This window comes from Agrobacterium sp. SUL3 (genome assembly GCF_001263295.1).
In the GTDB taxonomy this organism is placed as follows: domain Bacteria; phylum Pseudomonadota; class Alphaproteobacteria; order Rhizobiales; family Rhizobiaceae; genus Agrobacterium; species Agrobacterium tomkonis.
This window is the reverse complement of sequence record NZ_KQ414502.1, coordinates 300740-322092: the sequence shown is the minus strand read 5'-3', so window position 1 is coordinate 322092 and position 21353 is coordinate 300740. Positions and strand designations below refer to the sequence as shown.

The 21353-nt window shown below is 58.6% G+C and carries 14 protein-coding genes, 1 pseudogene and 1 riboswitch; of the genes and pseudogenes, 12 read left to right on the top strand and 3 right to left on the bottom strand.

Annotated features, from left to right (window positions below; all coding sequences use genetic code 11):
* The first annotated feature begins 228 nt into the window (after positions 1–228).
* From AKG12_RS12575 to AKG12_RS12550, 6 genes are all read left to right on the top strand, one after another.
* A complete protein-coding gene (locus tag AKG12_RS12575) occupies positions 229–1965 on the top strand; it encodes a type I secretion system permease/ATPase (protein ID WP_052819042.1) in 1737 nt (578 codons plus the stop codon).
* Entirely contained in the window at positions 1958–3271 is a 1314-nt protein-coding gene (locus tag AKG12_RS12570) for an HlyD family type I secretion periplasmic adaptor subunit (RefSeq protein WP_052819041.1), read from the top strand. The genes AKG12_RS12575 and AKG12_RS12570 overlap by 8 nt, the downstream gene beginning before the upstream one ends.
* Before the next feature lie 192 nt (positions 3272–3463).
* Positions 3464–4414 (top strand): M10 family metallopeptidase C-terminal domain-containing protein, encoded by a 951-nt coding sequence (locus tag AKG12_RS12565; RefSeq protein WP_052819040.1) that lies wholly within the window; start codon positions 3464–3466, stop codon positions 4412–4414.
* Positions 4415–4976: 562 nt separating this feature from the next.
* Positions 4977–6173: a polysaccharide biosynthesis/export family protein gene (locus tag AKG12_RS12560; RefSeq protein WP_046800786.1), complete on the top strand. Its 1197-nt coding sequence runs from the start codon at positions 4977–4979 to the stop codon at positions 6171–6173.
* 398 nt (positions 6174–6571) lie between these two features.
* Complete coding sequence (locus AKG12_RS12555; protein WP_052819082.1) at positions 6572–7858, top strand: efflux RND transporter periplasmic adaptor subunit; 1287 nt, start codon at positions 6572–6574, stop codon at positions 7856–7858.
* Positions 7855–10995 (top strand): efflux RND transporter permease subunit, encoded by a 3141-nt coding sequence (locus AKG12_RS12550; protein ID WP_052819039.1) that lies wholly within the window; start codon positions 7855–7857, stop codon positions 10993–10995. Before AKG12_RS12555 ends, AKG12_RS12550 begins: the two co-directional genes overlap by 4 nt.
* 126 nt (positions 10996–11121) lie before the next feature.
* On the opposite strand, the gene smoA is transcribed toward AKG12_RS12550, so the two are convergent.
* From smoA to AKG12_RS12535, 3 genes are read right to left on the bottom strand one after another with little or no spacing between them, the layout of a single operon-like run.
* A complete protein-coding gene (smoA, locus tag AKG12_RS12545) occupies positions 11122–11646 on the bottom strand; it encodes an NADH-dependent FMN reductase SmoA (RefSeq protein ID WP_046801089.1) in 525 nt (174 codons plus the stop codon).
* Between the two features lie 5 nt (positions 11647–11651).
* Complete coding sequence (locus AKG12_RS12540) at positions 11652–12545, bottom strand: aldo/keto reductase (protein ID WP_052819038.1); 894 nt, start codon at positions 12543–12545, stop codon at positions 11652–11654.
* Positions 12545–13702: an LLM class flavin-dependent oxidoreductase gene (locus tag AKG12_RS12535; RefSeq protein ID WP_046800783.1), complete on the bottom strand. Its 1158-nt coding sequence runs from the start codon at positions 13700–13702 to the stop codon at positions 12545–12547. Before AKG12_RS12535 ends, AKG12_RS12540 begins: the two co-directional genes overlap by 1 nt.
* 100 nt (positions 13703–13802) lie before the next feature.
* Here AKG12_RS12535 and AKG12_RS12530 point away from each other — a divergent pair, with 100 nt between their 5' ends.
* From AKG12_RS12530 to AKG12_RS12505, 6 genes and pseudogenes are all read left to right on the top strand, one after another.
* Positions 13803–14507, top strand: coding sequence for a GntR family transcriptional regulator (locus AKG12_RS12530; protein WP_052819037.1), 705 nt, complete (start codon positions 13803–13805; stop codon positions 14505–14507).
* Positions 14508–14842: 335 nt separating this feature from the next.
* A pseudogene (locus AKG12_RS12525) lies at positions 14843–15919 on the top strand (ABC transporter ATP-binding protein).
* Positions 15920–15971: 52 nt separating this feature from the next.
* Positions 15972–17207 (top strand): ABC transporter substrate-binding protein, encoded by a 1236-nt coding sequence (locus tag AKG12_RS12520; protein ID WP_052819036.1) that lies wholly within the window; start codon positions 15972–15974, stop codon positions 17205–17207.
* Between the two features lie 174 nt (positions 17208–17381).
* The gene (locus tag AKG12_RS12515; RefSeq protein WP_003519885.1) at positions 17382–18293 is read left to right on the top strand and encodes a carbohydrate ABC transporter permease; all 912 of its coding nucleotides are present in this window, start codon (positions 17382–17384) and stop codon (positions 18291–18293) included.
* A gap of 4 nt (positions 18294–18297) precedes the next feature.
* Positions 18298–19152, top strand: coding sequence for a carbohydrate ABC transporter permease (locus tag AKG12_RS12510; protein WP_035220846.1), 855 nt, complete (start codon positions 18298–18300; stop codon positions 19150–19152).
* Between the two features lie 12 nt (positions 19153–19164).
* Positions 19165–21156 (top strand): alpha-glucosidase, encoded by a 1992-nt coding sequence (locus AKG12_RS12505; RefSeq protein WP_052819035.1) that lies wholly within the window; start codon positions 19165–19167, stop codon positions 21154–21156.
* Between the two features lie 36 nt (positions 21157–21192).
* A riboswitch (TPP riboswitch) is annotated at positions 21193–21295 on the top strand.
* The last annotated feature ends 58 nt before the right edge of the window (positions 21296–21353 follow it).

The following is a 21353-nucleotide window of genomic DNA, read 5'->3' as shown; positions in this document are numbered from 1 at the left end:
ATCCACGCCACCACCAGCTCAATGCAGCATGAACGACTTTTGAAAGTGTAGACATTTCAATCACGTCGGCGACCAGTACAAATGGGTTGCGCTGATTGATTTATGCAGGTTTATACATCTGGACGACATTATGCATTCGGCGCATTAATCAGTTTTTCCAGATCATCTTTAAACAGCATTGCCTAATTTCACTGATCGTGCGATTTTCGCGCAGTTTTAGGTGTTGATATGTTTTTATTTAATTCTTTTTTAACAAAAAATAGGCGCGCTTTTTTCGCTGTCGGCCTCGCCAGTGCGCTGATGAACATACTTAATCTCTCCGGCTCGCTCTTCATGCTGGAGGTTTACGACCGCATTTTGCCCAGCAAGAGCATCCCTTCGCTTGTCGCGCTGGTCGTTCTCCTCATCATCCTCTACGCCTTTCTGATGGGCTTTGATGTTTTGCGCAGCCGGATATTAGCGCGTATCGCCGATAATATCGACGACGCGCTCAATCAGAAGCTTTTCAGGGCATCGATCGGCGCTCCTCTTCTTGCCTCCGCCAAGATCGACGGATTGCAGATCGTCGGCGATCTCGATCAGATACGTCAGTTTCTGTCCGGCCCGGGGCCCGGAGCATTTTTCGACATTCCGTGGCTACCCATCTATCTGCTGATCTGTTTTGCCCTGCATCCATGGATCGGCTTTGCGGTGCTTGGCGGCGCCGTCATTCTTGTTGTCCTGACACTTTTGACCAATTGGCTCACCGAAAAAGCGACCAAACAGGCTTATGCCGCGCGTGGACAGAGAAACGCGCTCGTTGGCAATAGTCAGCGCAATATTGAATCCATCAGAACCATGGCGATGATGGGTGCGGTGACGTCGATGTGGAGCGAACTGCATTCGCGATATCGCGCCGTCACACTGTCGACATCCGATACGGCGGGCATGCTTGGCGCGATATCGCGCACATTCCGCCTGCTGCTGCAATCCGGCGTCATGGCAATCGGCGCCGTGCTGGTCATCGAGGGCAATGCTTCAGCGGGCAGCATCATCGCAGGCTCGATCCTTTCGGCAAAGGCGCTTGGCCCCGTCGAACATGCGATAGCCAACTGGCGCAGTTTCATGACGGCGCGACAGGGCTGGAAACGCATCAACGAATTTCTTGAACTTGTGCCGGAGCCGCCGCCGCCACTTTCCCTGCCGCGGCCGCAATATACCGTTGCCGTCGATCGCGTGACGGGTGGGCCGCCGAGTGCCGCGCGCGACACGGTTGCCGATATTTCCTTTACGCTGAATGCTGGCGACGGGCTTGGGATCATTGGCCCAAGCGCCTCTGGAAAATCAACGCTGGCGCGCCTGATGACGGGAATCTGGCCCTATGACCGCGGTTCCGTGCGCTTCGATGGTGCCGCGTTGAACCAATGGGATTTCGAAGTTCTCGGCAAATCCATCGGCTACATGCCCCAGCAGGTGGAATTGATGGCGGGAACCGTCGCGCAGAATATCGCGCGTTTTGACCGTGATGCGACAGCGGAAGCAATCGTTGCGGCGGCCAAGGCCGCCCAGGTTCATGACCTGATCCTGAGCCTGCCCAACGGCTACGACACCTATATCGGCGATCGTGGCGAGGCCTTATCAGGCGGGCAGAAGCAACGCATCGGCCTTGCGCGCGCGCTTTTCGGCGAGCCGTTTTTTGTGCTTCTCGATGAGCCCAACTCCAATCTGGACAGCGAAGGCGAGATGGCGCTGCGCAATGCAATCGGCGATATCAGGGCGCGGGGCGGCATCGTTGTCGTCATCGCCCATCGCCCCAGCGCCATCGAAAGCGTCAATCTCGTCATGGTCATGAGCGGCGGCCGGATGCTTCGCTTCGGCACGAAGGAAGAGGTGCTGGCGCAAATCCTGCGGCAAAACCTGCATCAGGTGCCAGTAGCGGAGGAAGAAACGCGCAAGATCGAAAACCGGGTGGGCGAAAATGGTTGAGCAGGAAAAAGCCGGCGTCACGAATGCGTCTCTCGTAAAGCACTCCTTGGCAGTGATGGTTCTCGCCATCGGCCTTCTCGTCGGATTGGGTGGCTGGGCGGCCATGGCAAAGCTTGCCGGCGCAGTCGTCGCCACGGGACGGGTCGTCGTCGAAGGAAACTCCAAGAAAATCCAGCACCTTTCCGGCGGGATTGTCAGCGAGATCAAGGTCGCCGAAGGCGACAGGGTCGATGCAGGGCAGATTTTGCTGCGGCTGAGCGACACGATCGTTCAGGCCAATTTATCCATCGTTGAGAACACGCTTGCGCAACTTTATTCACGCCGTGCGCGCCTGCGCGCCGAAATTACCGAAGCCTCATCTTTCACCGTGCCGGAAGATCTGGTGGGATTGACCAATCCGAAAGCCGCCAGGACATTCATCGACAGCGAACAGGGGCTTTTCAACAGCCGCCTCAGCGCGCTGACCGGCATGAAAAAACAGCTGGCAACGCGCAAGGAGCAACTTCTTGATGAGGCGCGAGGCATGGGCGTTCAGGTTGAGGCAACCGAAAACGAGCTTGCCATCGTCAAGGAAGATGTTTCCAAGACGCAGGAACTTTACAGCAAGGGGCTCGTAACGCTTCAGCGGCTCAATCTTTTAAAGCGGCAGCTTTCCAACCTCGAAGGCCAGCAGGGCCAATATATGGCGGCCCGCGCCCAGACGGTGGGCAAGATGAGTGAAATGGACCTGCAGCTGCTTCAGCTTGACGAAGACCGCAAGTCCGAAGTTACCAAAGACCTGACATCGGTCGAGGCAACGGTCGCCGAATATGAAGAACGGCTTGCCGCAACCCGCGATCAGCTGGATCGCCTTGATATTCGTTCACCGATCACCGGGCGTGTCTATCAGCTTTCCGTGCACAATATAAATGGCGTCATTCAGCCGGGCGAAGTGCTGATGCTGGTGGTGCCGGAGAAAGACGACCTTGCAATCGAAGCGGACATACTTCCGCGAGACATCGACCAGATTTACGTCGGCCAGCCGGTCACCATCCGGTTCACGGCCTTCAACCAAAGCACGACGCCTGATGTCGTTGCCGAAGTCGCCGTCGTCGCTCCCGATCTGCAGATGGATTCCCGAACCGGCGCATCCTTTTACACCTTGCGAATCAAACCGGATAAAATCGGCATGCAGCATCTTCCGGGCGGGAAACTATACCCCGGAATGCCGGCGGAAGTCTTCATACAGACGAGTGAGAGAAGCGTTCTATCCTATTTCGTGAAACCGTTTCAGGACCGGATTAATAAAACCTTCATACAGGAATGAGCTTCTTTACACCGAATGCTATCCAAATGAAAACATTTGTAAATATCCAGATAGATGCTCAATATACTTTTAAAAATAGCGTAATTTAGTCTCTTGTTTTATTATTTTTTATGGATTAAATGTCGCATGCATTGCTAAGTTTAAAGTAAATTTCAATTCATTTCAGTCTCAAAAAATTTATGGGAGAGTAACATGGCTCTAACTGTCACTTTCGGTAATGGCGGCGCTTCAACAGTTTCGTCGCTCACAAATCTTGTCGATCAGGAAGCTTACGAGCTCCTCACGGAATCGACGACGCAGACCAAAATCGGCTCCTCCCTCGACACCGGCGTGGTCAATGTCGGTGCGGTTACCGTTCCTGGCAGCGGTACGGGCGGCAAGGTCGATGTCGGATACAACGCCGGCACGAACGGCTTCACCTTCGACGTGTCGTCGGCATGGAATTCGGTCAAGAATGCTCTCGCCAAGTCCGACACTTCTGAAAACCTCTCGTTCAAGGATTTCGTTCAGGTTGACGTTCATCTCGGCGGCACGGGTTCTTCCAGTGTTGAAGTCCTCAATGCCAAGCGCGGCAACATCTCCACCGGTGCGGGCAACGACACGGTCGTGCTTTCTGTCGTTTCGAACGACAAGGGCTGGGTAAACGCCTTCAATATCGATACTGGCGCAGGCAACGACACGATCATCGTCAAGGCCGGTACTGCATTTAACGACGCTTCCGGTTCAGGCATTGTCGGCACCCAGGCTGTGAATGGCGGCGCTGGCGTCACCGACGGCAGCTTCACCTCCGTCAAGATCGATGCCGGCGACGGCAACGACACGATCGATCTGAGCGGCGTCAAACTTGCCTCCTCGCTGGTAACCGGCGGCAAGGGCATCGATCACATCATCGCCAGCAGCGGCGCCGATACTTTCGTATTCAATCTCGGCGACATGGCCAAGAGCCTTGCCACCGACACCATCACTGGTTTCAACGCCAGCATGGACAAGCTCAAGCTGGTCGGCACGACTATCTCGAACTGGACGCTGTCGAACTTTGATGACGACACCATCCTCAGCTACAATGTGGATGGCGCGCACAAGGGTGAGAAGATCGTCGTTTCGGGCGTTCACCTTACTGGCAGCGACTGGTTCACTGCATAATTCTCTCAAAGAGAATTTGCGCTAGCAGCCTCATCGCCCAAAATGATCGTGGTCCGGACTAGATTTCTGGACCACGATTTTTTTGTAGGACACAAAGAAGCAATCAAGAAACAACTCGTAACTGATGTGAACACACTGCGCTTAATTCAGCGGCTTGAACAAAAATAACTTTTCAAAAGCAATTGATTAATCTGAACCGATATCAAAAAACGAAGAAACTGCGCGAGCGTGACAAAACTGCACTAGCGCAATGCAGCAATCGAAGAGATTATGACCTCCGACTGAATATTAAAACAACAACATCAACGCTCCTCTGAACCATGAATTGCAGATGATTGCAGCTTTCTGGCAAAGATGGTTGATGAAGAGCTTGAAGCATCACCTGGAATTCGGCATATGCCCAATGCAGGTGGAAGCAGTTTCTAAATACGATTCTGCTTAAGGGATATAATACCGGTTGAGGTTCCTTTACCGGCGCTGTTTATGACGTGTCTATTTTTTTAAAATTATACGATGTCCGGACTGTTTTTACTTTTTGGACGAAATTCATTTTGAGGACCAAATGCGTTTATTGAATGTTTCGATTCTGCTTGCCTCCGCAGCACTGGCAGGCTGCACGGTCACAGCGGCGTCCGGGCCCGATGCGGCGTCAATCGAATCCAACGCTTCGGTCAAATTCGGTTCCAAGGACAAACAGAAAACCGCAGGCGTCGACTACGCGCTGATCGACATAAACAGTTCCGTCCTGAATTATGTCGGCGACACCACGACGACGACCCTGCTCGGCAGCTTCGGCGGTGGCAAGGGCGGTGTGCCTGCGCTGCCAATGGGTGTCGGCGATGTGGTGCAGGTGGCGATTTTCGAAAGCCAGGCAGGTGGTCTGTTTATTCCGAACGATGCGGGCAGCCGCCCCGGCAACTTCATCAGCCTGCCGAACCAGACGGTGGATCGGGAAGGCAATATCAGCGTGCCCTATGCCGGCAAGATCCGCGCGACCGGCCGCAATGTCGAGGATGTACAGAGCGAAATCGAGGAGCGACTTGCCAACCGCGCCATCGAACCGCAGGTTCTCATCACCAAGATTTCCAGCCGTTCGGCGCAGGCCTCCGTGCTTGGCGACGTCAAGGAACCGACAAAGGTCCAGCTTTCGGAAGCGGGCGATCGCGTTCTTGACGTGATTTCCTATGCCAAGGGCCTCAGCGCCCCCAATATCGAATCCTATGTGACGCTGATCCGCCGCGGCAAGACTGCGCGCGTCAACTATAATCACCTCGTCAGCACGCCGACCGAAAACATCTATGTGGTTCCGGGCGACACGATCATGGTGGAACGTGAGCGCCGCACCTATCTGGCCTTCGGCGCTTCCGGCCTCAACGGCCGTTTCGAATTCGAGGACGCCGATCTCAAGCTTTCGGATGCGCTTGGCAAGGCGGGCGGTTTGCTCGATTCCCGCGCGGACCCGGCCCAGGTCTATGTTTATCGCACCGTCAAGCGCGACCTGCTGGTCAAACTCGGCATCAATACGTCGAAGTTCCCCGGACAAGACGTTCCGGTCATCTTCCGCGCCAATCTGCGCGATCCGTCGACCTTCTTCGCCAGCACGAAGTTCCCGATGCAGGATCGCGACATCATCTACGTCACGAATTCGCAGGCAACCGAACTTTACAAGTTCCTCGATCTCGTCGGCTCCGTTCCGGCAACGACGGGCAATGTGGCCGAGGATGTCCTTGCGACGCGCAACGCCATCCGGGCCTTCTGACCCATGGCACCGCCCCGCTGACACCAAAGCCGCCCCGGAAACGAGGCGGCTTTTTTTTGGCTGAAACCGACAGGGGGAATTGTCTGCCGGTCAGCATGCATATCGACGACATTTCGCTCCATCAACTGATGGCACTAGTGAACACAGATGCTGATCTTTGAGGCACAGTCCGAAGTGGGCAGCGGCTGTCATGCGGTAAGCCCGGTGACCGGCATAGGCTGAAAGCCGCCACACACCCTGCTCCGCAAGGCGTAGCGCCGTGGACATTGTCGCCGCCATTACAAAAGTTTAAGGTGATTTCGCAGCGCAATGGGTATCTTCTGGGAGAAAGCTGCTCCCAAAGCTTGCCGCACATGTTCGGGAAAGCATGTATCGCTCTCATTATGCGGAACCTTCAGATGAAACGTTTCTGGACCGCCCTCAGCGTTCTTGCCATCGCAGCCATCGGCGCGTGGTATTTTAGGGATCGCCTGCCGCTCGATCAAATTCCCTATCTCAAGCAATTCGCCAGCGTCTCGCAAAATACGGACCCCGCCGCAACGGATACCAGGGCGCAGCACGCACAAAACGGCCAGACCGCCCCACAACAGGGCCAAAGACAAGGGGGCGGACGGCGCAATGGCGGACCGCCCACCGTCAGCACCATCGCCGTCGACAAGGCGACGCTGCCGATGGATGCCATGGCAACGGGTTGGGCGGTTGCGGCCGATATTACCAATATCGCCCCGCTTCAGGCCGGTCTCGTCACCGAAATCACGGCAAAGGACGGCCAGCATATCAAGGCCGGCGATCTGATCCTGAAAATGGATGACCGCATTGCCCGCGCGGCCGTCGACAAGGACAAGGCCAATATTGCCGCCGATCAGGCGACGCTTGATCAGGCAGAGGCGGCCTTCCAGCGCGCCGCCAATCTGGTCAAGCAGAATGCCGAAGCACAGCAGGTGCTGGATCTGGCCAAGGCGGCGCGGGATTCGGCCAGCGCCAAGATCAACGCTGACCGCGCGGCACTGGCCTCCGACCAGGTGACGCTCGAGAATATGGAGATTCGTGCGCCTTTCGATGGGCGGCTGGGCGATATCAGCGTCAGCCCCGGCGCTTATCTCAGCGCCGGCGTCAATATCGTGACGATCACGAAATACGACCCCATCGACGTCAGTTTCCGCCTGTCCCAACGTTACCTGCCGCAATTGCGCGAGGGCCTGGAGAAAGGCACAGCTGTAAATGTCGACCCGGCGGCGACCGGCGGCGAGGCCATGCAGGGCGTGTTGCGCTTTTACGATAATACGGTGGATCAGACCTCCGGTACCGTGCTGGCGAAAGCGGAATTCAAGAACGACCGCGGCCTTTTATGGCCCGGCCAGTCCGTCAACGTCACCGCCCACTTCGTCTCGGATGAGGAGATGATCGTCGTGCCGACGGTCGCGGTTCGGCCGGGGCCGAAGGGAAGTTTTGTCTATACTGTCGATGAGAACCACCGGGTCCACATGACGACGGTGGAAGTCGCCCGATCGAACGGCGATCTCACCGCCATCGCCAGCGGCCTGTCCGGTGGAGAGCATGTGATCGTCGAAGGCCAGTCGGAACTCACCGACGGCCAGCAGGTTGTCGAGCAGTTTTCCGACAAGGGTGGCGCAGACGGCAATCTGGCCGCCAATGTTCCGCAGGAAGGGGCTGGCAAACCATGATCTCCAATTTCTGCATCAACCGGCCCGTCGCAACCACTCTTCTCGCCATCGGCCTCGTGCTGGCCGGGCTGGCAGGTTTCCGTCTGCTGCCCGTCGCCGCACTGCCGAAGGTCGACTTTCCGACAATCAGCGTCTCGTCGTCGCTATCAGGCGCTTCGCCGCAGACCATGGCCACATCGGTCACCACCCCGCTGGTCAAGCAGTTCGAGACCATTCCGGGCGTCAGCGAGATCAGCGCCACCAATACGTTGGGCAACAGCTCGATCGTGCTGCAATTCGACCTCAACCGCGATATCGATGCGGCGGCTGCCGACGTTCAGGCCGCAATTTCGCGGGCGCAGCGGCAATTGCCGAGCAACATGACGACAACGCCGAGCTACCGCAAGACCAACCCGGCCGATGCGCCGGTGCTGCTGCTTGCCGTCAACAGCAAGGAAATGCCGACCAGCAAGGTAGATGAAATCGCCGAAGATATTATCTCGCCGCTTCTGTCGACCATTTCCGGCGTCGCGCAGGTGAGCATCTACGGCGCGCAGACCTATGCCGTGCGGATCGGCCTCGATCCGGCGCAACTTCAGGCAAGAGGGCTCGGCGTCGATACCGTGACAACGGCCATTGCGCAGGCGAATAATCAGGTGCCTGTCGGCGCGTTGCAAAACGACAATCAGCGCCTGACGATCGAGGCGGATACCCAGCGCACCGATGCTGCTGCCTTCCGCTCGCTGGTTGTCGCGACGAACAACGGCGCTCCCATCCATCTCGGCGATATCGCAAATGTCACCGATAGCATCGACAATACCAATGCGGGCAGCTGGTTTGATGGCGAACAGGCCATCGTGCTTGCCGTGCAGCGCCAGCCGGACGCCAATACCGTTGATGTTGTGGATGCCATAAAGGCCAAGCTGCCGGCACTTCGCCAGCAATTACCGCCCTCGGTGAATATCAATGTCATGAACGATGCCTCGACAGCCATCACGGACGCGATCTCCGATGTGCAATTCACGCTTTTCCTTACCATCGGGCTGGTCGTCGCAGTCATCTATCTTTTCACCGGCCACCTGACGGCGACCATCATTCCAGGCCTTGCCGTGCCGCTGTCGCTGATCACCGCCTTCGGTGCGATGTATGTGCTGGGTTACAGCATCGACAATATCTCACTGCTTGGCCTGACATTGTCCGTGGGGCTTGTGGTCGACGACGCCATCGTCATGCTGGAAAACATCTTGCGCCTGCATGAAAAGGGGCTGACCATGCGGGAAGCGGCTCTTCAGGGGGCCGCGGAAGTCAGCAACACCATCCTGTCCATGTCCATCTCGCTGGTTGCCGTGTTCATTCCCATCCTGTTGATGGGTGGGGTGATCGGCAGGTTATTCAACGAATTCGGCATGGTCGTCACGCTCGCGATCATGGCATCGGCGCTGGTATCGCTCACGGTAACGCCGATGCTCGCCTCGCGCCTTTCCGGCAATTCGTCGAGACCGCCAGCCATTGTCCGATGGTTCGATGCCGGTTTCGAGCGCACGCTGCGTGGTTATGGCCGTGCCGTCGGCTGGTGCCTTGCCCACCGCCGTGTGGTTCTGGCTTCGTTTCTGGCCTCGATTGCCGCCTCGCTCTATCTGTTCGAGACCCTGCCCTCCAGCTTCTTCCCGCAGGAGGATATTGGCCGCCTTTCCGTGTCGACGCAGGCACGCGAAGACATTTCCTATACTGCGATGCGTGACCTTCAGGCTCAGGTCGCGGACCAGATCCGCAAAAATCCGGCCGTTGTGCATGTCACCTCCATCGTCGGTGGCAATTCCCGCAATCCGCTGAACAACGGTTCGATGTTCGTGGAACTGAAGCCCAAGGAACAACGCGCGCCGCTCAGCCAGGTACTGACGGAACTGGGGCAGGCCACATCGAAAGTCGCCGGCATCCGCACCTATATCAATCCGCAGCAGAGCCTGCGTTTTGGCGGGCGCAGCTCCGCCAGCCAGTACCAGCTCGTCGTTCAGGGCCTGAACGCCGACACCACCAATGACTGGTCTAACAAGCTGATGGAAGCGATGCGCCGCGACCACACCTTCACGTCAGTCACCTCAGATGCCCAGAACGGCGCGATCGCCGCAACGATTTCCGTCGACCCGGAAAAGGCGGCCGCCTTCGGCATCACCAACGACCAACTGCGCAAGACGCTGGAAATGTCCTTCGGCGGTTATACGGCGGCGCAAATCCAGTCGACCGGCGACAGCTATGATGTGATCGTGGAATTCGACAGCTCCAAACAGTGGAATGACGATTTCCTCAGCGATATCAATATTCTCTCGGCCAAGTCTGGCGTTCTTGTTCCGCTGTCCAACTTCGCCAGCCTCACCCGCACCCAAGCACCGGTCACCATCAACCAGACCGGCCAGCTCGTCTCCACCACGATTTCCTTCAACTTGCCGGATGGGGTGGCGCTTTCCGATGCCACCAGCCAGATCGATCAGCTCAAGAGCACGATCGGTCTGCCACAGGACGTTTTCACCAGCTATGGCGGCACGGCGGCGATCTTCCAGCAGAGCCAGGGCAATACCGGCATCCTCATTCTGGCGGCGGTACTGACCATTTATGTGGTTCTCGGCGTTCTCTACGAAAGCTTCATCCACCCGCTGACCATCTTGTCCGGCCTGCCGGCGGCCGCCTTCGGCGCTCTGGTGGCATTGAAGGTGATGGGCATGGATTTTTCGATCATCGCGCTGATCGGCCTTTTGATGCTGATCGGTATCGTCAAGAAAAACGCGATCATGATGATCGACGTTGCGGTGGAGCTGATGCGCGAAAAGGCGGAACCGCCCGTCACCGCCATCCACGAAGCCTGCGTTCGCCGGTTCCGGCCTATCATGATGACGACCTTCTGCGCGCTGCTTGGGGCGCTTCCCATCGCACTCGGCTCAGGTGCAAGTTCGGAGCTGCGCCAGCCGCTCGGCGTCGCCGTGGTTGGCGGCCTCATCGTCTCGCAATTGCTGACGCTGTTCATCACGCCTGTCATCTTCGTGGAGATGGACCGGTTCGGCCATTTTCTCACCGGCCTGTTTTCCCGGAAAAAACCAGCCGGAAAACATGCCGAGCCGCAAAAACCGGAAAGCAAAGGTCAACCCGATTCCGTTGCTGCCTAACCTCTTTTTCCGAGACGCTTCAGCGCCTCGGAAAAACCTGCCGTCTGCAGTCGTGGATAAATACGGAGTGCAGCGGGCGCACCCCGTAAAAATTAACCGGGCGACAGCAGCATCGCCAAGTTTTTCCTACTGTCTGGAGAACCGGCCGAAGGCGCCGCCTGAAAAGCACAGGGGATCACCATCGCGGTGGGCTGCGCGCAGCACTTCGCCGACGATGATCGTGTGATCTCCCGCATCATGGGCGGCGGCCTGCCGGCATTCAAACCGGGCGAGTGTTCCGGGAATGACCGGCACACCCTCATCGTTCATTTCCCAGTCCAGATCGTCAAAGGCACGGCCGTTGCGGGTGAAGCGGGCACTCAGCACATCCTGATCGGCGCTCAGCACATGAATGGCGAAATGGGTGGCGCCGCTGAAGGCCGGATAACGCGACGAATTTTTGGCAGGCGACCACAGCACCAGCGGCGGATCGAGCGACACGGACGCAAAGCTGTTGACCGTCATGCCGATCGGGCCTTCCGGTGTTGTGGCCGTCACCACCGTAACCCCCGTCGTGAAGGCGCCAAGCGCGTTGCGAAAACTGCGGCTGTTTTCGCCGCCGGGAACGAATACATGCTCATTGGGCATTTTGATCGCCTCTGCCATTGCCACTGTCATCACGGCACCTCGTTTCCGATTGCGAGTGTATAAAGCTCAAACCATGTCTGGCGGTCGATCGTGACGCGCAGGGCGTCAGCCGCCGTTTTGATGCGTTCGATATTGTTGGTGCCGAGCACCGGCACGATCTTCGACGGATGGCGCAAAAGCCAGGCGATGGCGACAGCGGTGGCATCCACGCCCTGCTCCTTGCCGATGCGCTGCAGCGCCGCCATTGTTCCACCATGGGCGCCGGAAAACAGCGAGCCGCCGCCAAGCGGCGACCAGGCCATCGGCGAAACCCGCTTTTCCTGCAGGAAGGCGAGATCGCCATTGGTGAAACTATCCGTGGCAAGCAGGCTCATTTCGATCTGGTTCGTCACCAGCCGGTTTTTCATGGCAGATTGCAGCAGCGAGAAGTCCCATGGGCGGAAGTTGGAGACGCCAACGGCCTTCACCTTGCCCGACGCCACCAGTGCGTCGAGCGCCTTGCCGGTTTCCTCCGCATCGATCAGCGGATCAGGGCGATGAATGAGCAGGAGATCGACATAGTCGGTTCCCATGTCGCGCAGGGATGCCTCGACCGACGCATTGATATGGCCAGCCGTCGTATCGTAGTGCTTGACGCGGGCGGCGGAGTGCCGTCCGGCCGGCGCGACGATGCCGCATTTGGTGACGATTTCGATCTTGTCACGCAGTCCCGGAGCAACCTTCAGGCCTCTACCCAGAATGGCTTCCGCCGTGTATCCGCCGTAAATATCGGCCTGATCCATGGTGGTGATGCCCTGCGCCAGGCAGGCCTCGATCTTGGCCTGCACATGGGCGGGCGACGTGTCCTTATCGTCACCGATGCGCCACATGCCGTAAACGATGCGGCTGAGTTCCAATGTTTCAGAAAGAGCGATGCGTTCCATCAGTGGCGTTCCCCGTTGCCGAGCGGCGTGGCAGGCGTTTCAGAAGGCACCCGGCCATAAGCATGCGGCAGGGAGCAGGTTTTCATCTGCGGCAGAACCTTGCTGCCGAAGTGTTCCGCCTCGTCAATATGCGGATAGCCGGAAAGAATGAAGGCGCGAATGCCCATCTTCTGGTATTCTTCCAGCGTCGACAGAACCTGATCCGTCGAACCGACGAGAGCCGCGCCGCAGCCGGAGCGCGCCCGGCCGATGCCGGTCCAGAGATTGGGTTCGACATAACCGAACTTGTCAGCCAGTTCGCGGGCACGCGCCTGGTGCGACACGCCGAGCGAGCCGCTGTCATGGGCGCGGTTGCGGATCAGCTGGCCATATTCGTCATCCAGCTTCGAGACGAGATGCTCTGCATATTCGCGGGCTTCCTGTTCGGTATCGCGCACCACCATATGGACACGCAGGCCGTAATCCAGCGTGCGGCCATGGGCAGCAGCGCGTTCGTTGGCGGCGCGCATGCGGTCCGCCAGCTGGTCCTTCGTCTCCGGCCACATCAGATAGACGTCGCATTGCGCGCCGCAGAGTTCGAGCGCATCCGGCGAATATCCGCCGAAATAAAGCAGCGGTCCGCCATTCTGCTGGTAGGGTCGTGCCGGCTCGGTGGAGACGCCCTTGAACTGGTAGATCTCGCCGTCATGGTCGATGGTGTCACGTGTCCATGCCTGACGCAGTATCTCAACGACCTCATGGCTGCGCTTGTAACGAAACGCGCTGTCGGCCACTTCACCGGGAAAGTCGGAACTGATGACGTTGAGCGTCAGGCGGCCTTTCAGCATGTGATCGAGCGTGGCCACCGTGCGTGCGAGCATGATCGGCTGCATCTCGCCGCAGCGTATCGCCGCGAGGAAATTGATACGGTCGCTGATCGGCGCGCAGCCGGCGACGAAGCTCAGCGTATCCTGCCCGACCTGATAGGATGAGGGGCAGAGGATGTTGCGGAAACCGAGTTCCTCGGCCTTTTTGACGATATCGGAACAATGCTCAAAACTGGAGCGCAGGCTACCGTCAGGCACGCCCAGATAGGCGTAATCATCGGAGCACAAAGCGGAAAACCAGGAGACCTCGGCAGCATCGAGATCAGCGGATGTAACGGGTACGACGGTCATGCAATTCCTCCTCAGGGCCGCTCTTGTTTTTCTTGCATAACATCAAGAAATATGTAAATCAATGATGTATCAATTTTTGTTTCGGGGAGGAAACGGCATCATGAAACACACTGGCGGCAGCCTGCCCATGTATCTGCAGATCGCTGAAATGCTGGTGCGCGAGGTGGCCGCGGGCCGGCTGATCGACGGCGAAAAGCTGGCGCCGGAACGGGATATGGCTGCCGATCTCGGCATCGCCGTCGGCACGCTTCGCAAGTCGCTCGCAGAACTGCAGGAGCGCGGGTTGCTGGAACGCGTGCAGGGTTCGGGCAATTACATCCGTGCCGTCAGCGATCCGCAAAGCGTTTACGCCTTCTTCCGTCTTGAGATGATCGAGGGCGGCGGCCTGCCGACGGCGGAGGTTCTGGATGTGGCGCGGCTTGCCAAGCCCGCCGCCCTGCCCGCTTTCGGCACCTCAGCGGAAGGACATCGCATCCGCCGCCTCCGGCGCATTGCCGGAAAGCCGGCGGCAATCGAGGAAATCTGGCTTGATGGCTCCTATGTCGACACGATCGCCATCGAGCACATGTCGGAATCCCTCTATCTCTATTACCGCACCCGTCTCAATCTCTGGATATCGAAGGCGGAAGACCGCATCGATCTGGGCGATGTACCCGAATGGGCACCCGAGGCCTTCGGTCAGAAGCCGGGCGCGCCGGTGCCGCGCGTGCTGCGTCTCAGCCAGGCGCAGGATGGCGCGGTGGCTGAAGTCTCATGGACTTGGTTTGACCATACGGTTGCCCGCTACGTTTCTCGCATACGTTGAGATCGCCGCATATTCGCGTGATCCACATGGAGGCAAGAATTTGACGGGAGGCAAGGAAGCGACAACCTGCCTTGCGGCGAGTTTCGCCACTATATTTCTTTAAATCAACAACTTAATAGTTTTTGATTTCTGTCAGAAATAAAATTGATACACTATTGATTTCCTTTTTGTGAAAGGTAATATCACGGAATTAGGGAGACAGGCGTTTCGCCATCCCACGCTATCGCCGGATAATCGGGACAGATTTTCGACAGAGCGATGCGTGGAACTTGAAGGTTGATACCGGCTTTTGCGTCCATCCGGATTTTGGGCGCGCCGGTTGTGAGGAGGAAAATATGGCTTCAGTCAGCCTGCGCAAGCTGGACAAGAGTTACGGTGCCCTGCGCATCGTCAAGGGCATAGACCTTGAAATCAACGATGGCGAATTCGTGGTTTTCGTCGGGCCTTCCGGCTGCGGCAAATCCACGACGCTGCGCATGGTCGCGGGGCTTGAGAGCATCAGCGGCGGTGAGGTCATGATCGGCGATCGCGTCGTCAACCGGCTGCCGCCGCGTGAACGTGACATCGCCATGGTGTTTCAGGACTATGCGCTTTATCCGCACAAGACCGTGCGCGAAAACATGGGGTTCAGCCTGAAAGTGCGCGGTGTGAGCGCCTCGCAGGCCAATGCCAGCATCGATGAGGCGGCGAAGATGCTCGGCATCGAGCATCTGCTTGACCGCCGCCCCGGCCAGCTTTCCGGCGGCCAGCGCCAGCGTGTGGCCATGGGCCGTGCCATCGTGCGCCGTCCTCAGGTCTTTTTGTTCGACGAGCCGCTTTCCAACCTCGACGCCAAGCTGCGCGGACAGGTGCGCACGGAAATCAAGCGCCTGCACCAACAGCTCGGCACGACAATCATCTATGTCACCCATGATCAGGTTGAGGCCATGACGCTGGCCGACCGCATCGTCATCCTGCGCGGCGGCGATATCGAGCAGGTCGGCACGCCGGACGAGGTCTATAACCGCCCGGAAAGCGTCTTCGTCGGCGGTTTTGTCGGTGCACCCGCCATGAATTTCGCCCGCGCCAGGGTGAACGGCGACCGGCTGACATTTTCCGACGGCAATTCCCTGCCGATGGAGGCCATCCGGCCAGCGCGCGAAACGGGCCTCTAAGGCCGCGAAGTCATCGTCGGCATTCGCCCCGAACATTTCGGCCCCGCCGAGGGCTTCGATACGCAGCTTGCGGTCAAGGTGCAGGTGGTGGAGCCGCTGGGTTCAGACACACTCGTCCATTTCAGCCTCGGCGATGCGGCGTTGACCGCAAGAATGCCGCCGCAGCTTCGCCCGGCGCCGAACGAGGAGCTTAGGATCGGGCTCGATCCGTCCAAGGTTCATCTTTTCGACGCCGCGACCGAACGCTCTATCCACTGATTGCCGGGCGTGGAAACGCTGCGGCCAACGGGTTTAATAACGGGAGGAACACATGAAATTCAAAGCCATAACCGGGGCAGCGCTCTGCGCGACCATGCTCACTTTTTCGGGACAGGCGTTTGCCGATGCCGAACTGAAGATCTTCGTTTCCAGCCAGCACCAGCCGGATGTCTGGCGCAAGGCGCTCGACCAATATGAGGCGAAGACGCCGGGCGTGAAAGTCGTCATCGAGACCGGCGGCAACACCTCGGAAATGCAGGCGCAATATCTCAATACGGTGATGTCGGCCAAGGATTCCAGCCTCGACGTGCTGATGCTCGACGTCATCCGCCCCGCGCAATTCGCCACCGCCGGCTGGACCAGCGATTTCTCCGGCAAGGACATGTCCGCCTATCTGCCGACCTATGCCGAAGCCAACACCGTGGACGGCAAGATCGTCGCGCTGCCGGCCTTTGCCGACTCCATGTTCCTCTACTACCGCAAGGACCTGCTCGACAAATACGGCATCCAGCCGCCGACCACCTGGGATGAGCTGAAAGAAGCCTCCAGGAAGGTGATGGAGGGTGAAAAGAACCCCGAACTTCAGGGCCTGTCCTTCCAGGGCAAGGCGATCGAAGGCGCGGTCTGCACCTTCCTGCTGCCCTATTGGAGCGAAGGCAAGTCACTGGTTGAAAACGGCAAGCTGAATTTCGACAACAAGGCGGCAGTGGATTCGCTGAAGCTCTGGAAGAGCTTCGTCGATGAAGGCATTTCCAAGAAGAACATCTCCGAAGTGGCGACCGACGACACCCGCAAGGAATTTCAGGCCGGCAAGGTTCTTTTCGCCGTCAACTGGTCCTATGCCTGGACCCATTTCCAGGGCAAGGAATCGCAGGTGAACGACAAGGTCGGCGTCGCCCGCCTGCCGGCCGTCAAGGGCGGTGAGCAGACGACCTGCCTCGGCGGCTGGGAATTCGGCGTTTCCGCCTATTCCAAGCAGCAGGAAGAAGCCAAGAAGCTGGTGGAATATCTCTCCGGTCAGGATGTGTCGAAGTTCATGGCCATCAACGCCACGCTGCTGCCGACCTATGCTGCGCTTTACAAGGATGCCGACGTGACGAAGGCAATCCCGTGGTTCGCCGATGCGCTGCCCGTGGTTGAAACCGCCAAGGCCCGCCCCGTGACGCCGCGTTACAACGAGGTCAGCGAGACGATCCGCACCACCGTCAACGGCGTACTTGCAGGCGTCATGACGCCGGAAGACGGCGCAAAGCAGATGGAAAGCCGTCTGCGGCGCGTTCTGCGCTAAGCTTTAAGGCCGGAAAGCGGCATGGTTTCATGCCCTTTCCGGCTGCTTCGACGGACAGGAATAAACGCGCCCGGGCGGCGCGATAAACGGGCCGGATATGAACCGGTCCGATCGGGAGACGATGACGTGAATCCAGTTGCGGGAGTGGCAGGTGTGACAATGCCGGAAAGAACCATGGTCCGGGTGGACGAAAAGCAGCTGCCGCGCTGGACGCGGTGGCTCGATCTCGGCGACCGGTCGCTTGCCGTGCTTCTGCTGGCGCCTGCCGCCATTCTTCTGTCGCTGATCATTGTCTATCCGGTGGCGCGGCTCGTCTATACCTCGTTTTTCAGCCTGTCGCTGACATCGGGCCTGCCGGCCGAATTCATCGGCTTTGAAAACTACACGGCGATGTTCGACGATCCGATCTTCTGGGAAACGACCTGGAACACGGTTCTGATAACGCTGATTACCGTGCCTGGCGCGCTGTTCATGGGCCTCGGCCTCGCGCTGCTCGCCAACTTGCCCTTTTCCATGCAATGGCCGATGCGCCTGTCGCTGCTCATCCCGTGGGCGCTGCCGCTCTCCTTTGCCGGCCTGATCTTTGCGTGGTTTTTCCACTACGAATATGGCGTGGTCAATGATGTGCTGAACCGGCTGGGCTTTGAAGGCGTCATCTGGTTCAACTCCCCCAACTGGGCCTTTGCGGCCATCTGCCTGACGATCATCTGGAAGACATCCTCCTTCATGGCGCTGATGATCCTTGCCGGCCTGCAGACCATTCCGCGCTCGCTTTATGAGGCGGCGGATGTGGACGGCGCCGGTAAAATCCGGCAATTCTTCGAAATCACCCTGCCGCTTCTGAAACCCTCTATCGTCGTCGCGCTCATCTTCCGCACGATCACGGCGCTGCAGACCTTTGATATTCCTTACATGATGACCGGCGGCGGGCCGGGCACATCCACCACGACCCTTGCCATGTATATCCACCAGAACACCGTTTCCTTCCTCGACCTCGGTTACGGTTCGGCCTTGGCGGTCATGATGTTTGCGCTTTCCATGTGCGTCACCGCCGTTTACCTCCGCATCATCAGGACGAAGGACTAAAGCCATGAGCACCGTTGCAAATTCCGGCCTGTCCTCCTTCTTTTCCGGCAAGCCGCTGCGCTTCATCGCGGCCTCCATCCTTCTGGTCAACGGACTGTTTCCGGCAATCTGGATCCTCTTCACCTCGCTGAAGACGGAAGCGGAACTGACGGCGAAGCCAATCACCTGGTTTCCGCATGCGCCGACGCTTGCCAACTACATGCAGGCCTTTTCCGACCAGCCGCTGCATCTCTTCCTGTTCAACAGCTTCATGGTGGCGCTGCTTTCGACCGCGCTCACCATTCTGATTTCGGTGCTGGCGGCTTACGCGCTGGCGCGGCTTAACCTCAAATACCGGGCGCTGATCCTCTCGCTCATCATCGCCGTTTCCACCTTTCCGCTGGTGACGCTGCTGGTGCCGCTGTTCGAGATCATGCGGGCGCTCAACCTGCTCAACAGCTGGACGGCGTTGATCCTGCCCTACACCGTGCTGTCGCTGCCGGTCTGCACCCTGATGCTGGTCTCCTTTTTCGAAAGCATCCCGCGCGATCTCGAAAACGCCGCCATGATCGATGGCTGCACCCGCATCGGCGCGTTGTTCAAGGTGGTGGTACCGCTCTGCGCACCGGGCGTTTTCACCGCCGGCATTCTCGCCTTCGTTAATGCCTGGGATGAATTCCTGCTGGCGCTGTCCTTCAATTCCAATCCGGCGCTCCGCACCCTGCCCGTCGGCATCCAGCTTTACCAGGGTGAATTCGCCTTCCCCTGGCCGGTCATTTCGGCGGCGCTGGTGGTCGGCATCGTGCCGGTCGCGATCCTGATCGTCATCTTTCAGGAACGGGTTGTCTCCGGCCTCACCGCCGGCGGTCTCAAGGGCTAAACAGGTACAGTCATGCATTTCGAAAAGACCAAAGACGGCTTCACGCTCGCAATCGACGGCCGCACCATCCTGTCCCATTCGCCCGAAAACCCGGCCGCCTTCGCCGGTTTTGGCAAGGAGCGGATGGATATGTATCGCGGCAATTTCGATATCGAGGACTATGTCATCGAGCGAACCGCCCTGCGCCACGCCGAGTTCAGCGGCGACGGCGTCACGCTCTCCTCCGCACCCGGACAGGCACCGCGCCTTCGCCTGACGCTGGACGGCAACGCTATCCGGCTGACGGCGCTGGATGAAAGCGTAAACCGCCTCTGGCTGCGCGTTGTCGCGGAAACGGATGAGCATGTCTGGGGCGGCGGCGAGCAGATGTCCTATTTCGACATGCGCGGACGCCGTTTCCCGCTCTGGACCTCCGAGCCGGGGGTCGGCCGCGACAAGACCAGCGAAATCACCTTCAAATCCGACGTCAGCGGCAAGGCCGGCGGCGATTATTACAACACCAACTATCCGCAGCCCACCTATCTGTCATCGCGCAGATATGCGCTGCATGTGGAAACCAGCGCCTATTCGGTCTTCGATTTCCGCAATGGCGATTTCCATGAAATCGAGATCTGGGCGATCCCCGAAAAGATCGAGTTCTTCACCGGCGAGAGTTTCGCCGAGATCGTTTCCGCCCTTTCGCTGCGGTTCGGACGCCAGCCGGAATTGCCGGAATGGGTCTATAATGGCGCGATCATCGGATTAAAGGACGGCGTCAACTCCTTTGCCCGATTGGAGAAAATTCGCGCAGCCGGAACGAGGGTTTCCGGCCTCTGGTGCGAGGACTGGGTTGGACTTCGCCAGACATCCTTCGGCGCGCGCCTCTTCTGGGACTGGCAGGCCAATGAGACCCGCTACCCGCATCTGCGCCAGAAGATCGCCGAGCTTGCCGATCACGACATTCGCTTTCTCGGTTATGTGAACCCTTACCTCTGCGTCGACGGGCCGCTTTTCCCTGTCGCGGAAGAGGCCGGTTATTTCGCCACCGGTGCGGACGGCAAGACGGCGCTGGTGGATTTCGGCGAATTCGACTGCGGCGTGGTCGATTTCACCAATCCCGCCGCCGCCGACTGGTTTGCCGAAGAGATCATCGGCAGGAACATGCTGGATTTCGGCCTCTCCGGCTGGATGGCCGATTTCGGCGAATATCTGCCGATCGACATCAACCTCTCCAACGGCGTCGATGCCAAGCTGATGCACAATGCCTGGCCCACCCTCTGGGCCGAGGTTAACGCGAAGGCCGTCGAAAGCCGGGGCAAGACGGGTGAGGCGCTGTTTTTCATGCGCGCAGGCTTCACCGGTGTGCAGGCCCATTGCCCGCTCATATGGGGCGGCGATCAGTCGGTGGATTTCTCCCGCCACGACGGGCTTGTCACCGTCATCTGCGGCGCGCTCTCCTCCGGCCTCATGGGCAACGCCTATCACCATTCGGATATTGGCGGATACACCAGCCTGTTCGGCAATGTCAGGACGGCGGAACTCATCATGCGCTGGACGGAGATGGCCGCCTTCACGCCCGTCATGCGCACGCATGAGGGCAACCGCCCGCGCGACAATCTCCAGATCGACCAGGACGAAACGGTGCTTGGCCATTTCGCCCGCATGACGGCGATCTATGTCGCGCTCGCCCCCTATCTGAAATCGCTCTCCGCCGAGGCGGCCGGGACCGGCCTGCCGGTGCAGCGGCCGCTTTTCCTGCATTACGAGGATGACCGGCAGACCTACGCCATTCAGGACTGCTATCTCTATGGAGCCGACATGCTGGTCGCACCGGTCTGGAAAGCCGGCGAAACGCAACGCACACTCTATCTTCCCGGCAACGGAGAATGGGTGCACCTGTGGAGCGGCGCACGTCATTCCGGCGGGCGTGATATCACCATCGAAGCGCCACTCGGCCAGCCGGCTGTGTTCTATCGTGCCGAGAGCGGTCACGTCTCCTTGTTTGAACAGCTTCGCAGCATCTGAGCCGTTGACAGCCAGCTAAAAAAGCGACAGTTTCCGACCCATTCCGAGGGGAGCACCTGACGGTGCTGAGATGGCGATGAGCCGGACCCTTGAACCTGATCCGGGTCATGCCGGCGTAGGAACGGAAACTGTCGCACCCTTCAGGCGCTGCCCTTTCTCTTCTCCGCTTGGCCATGATCTCCGTGATTGTCACATCT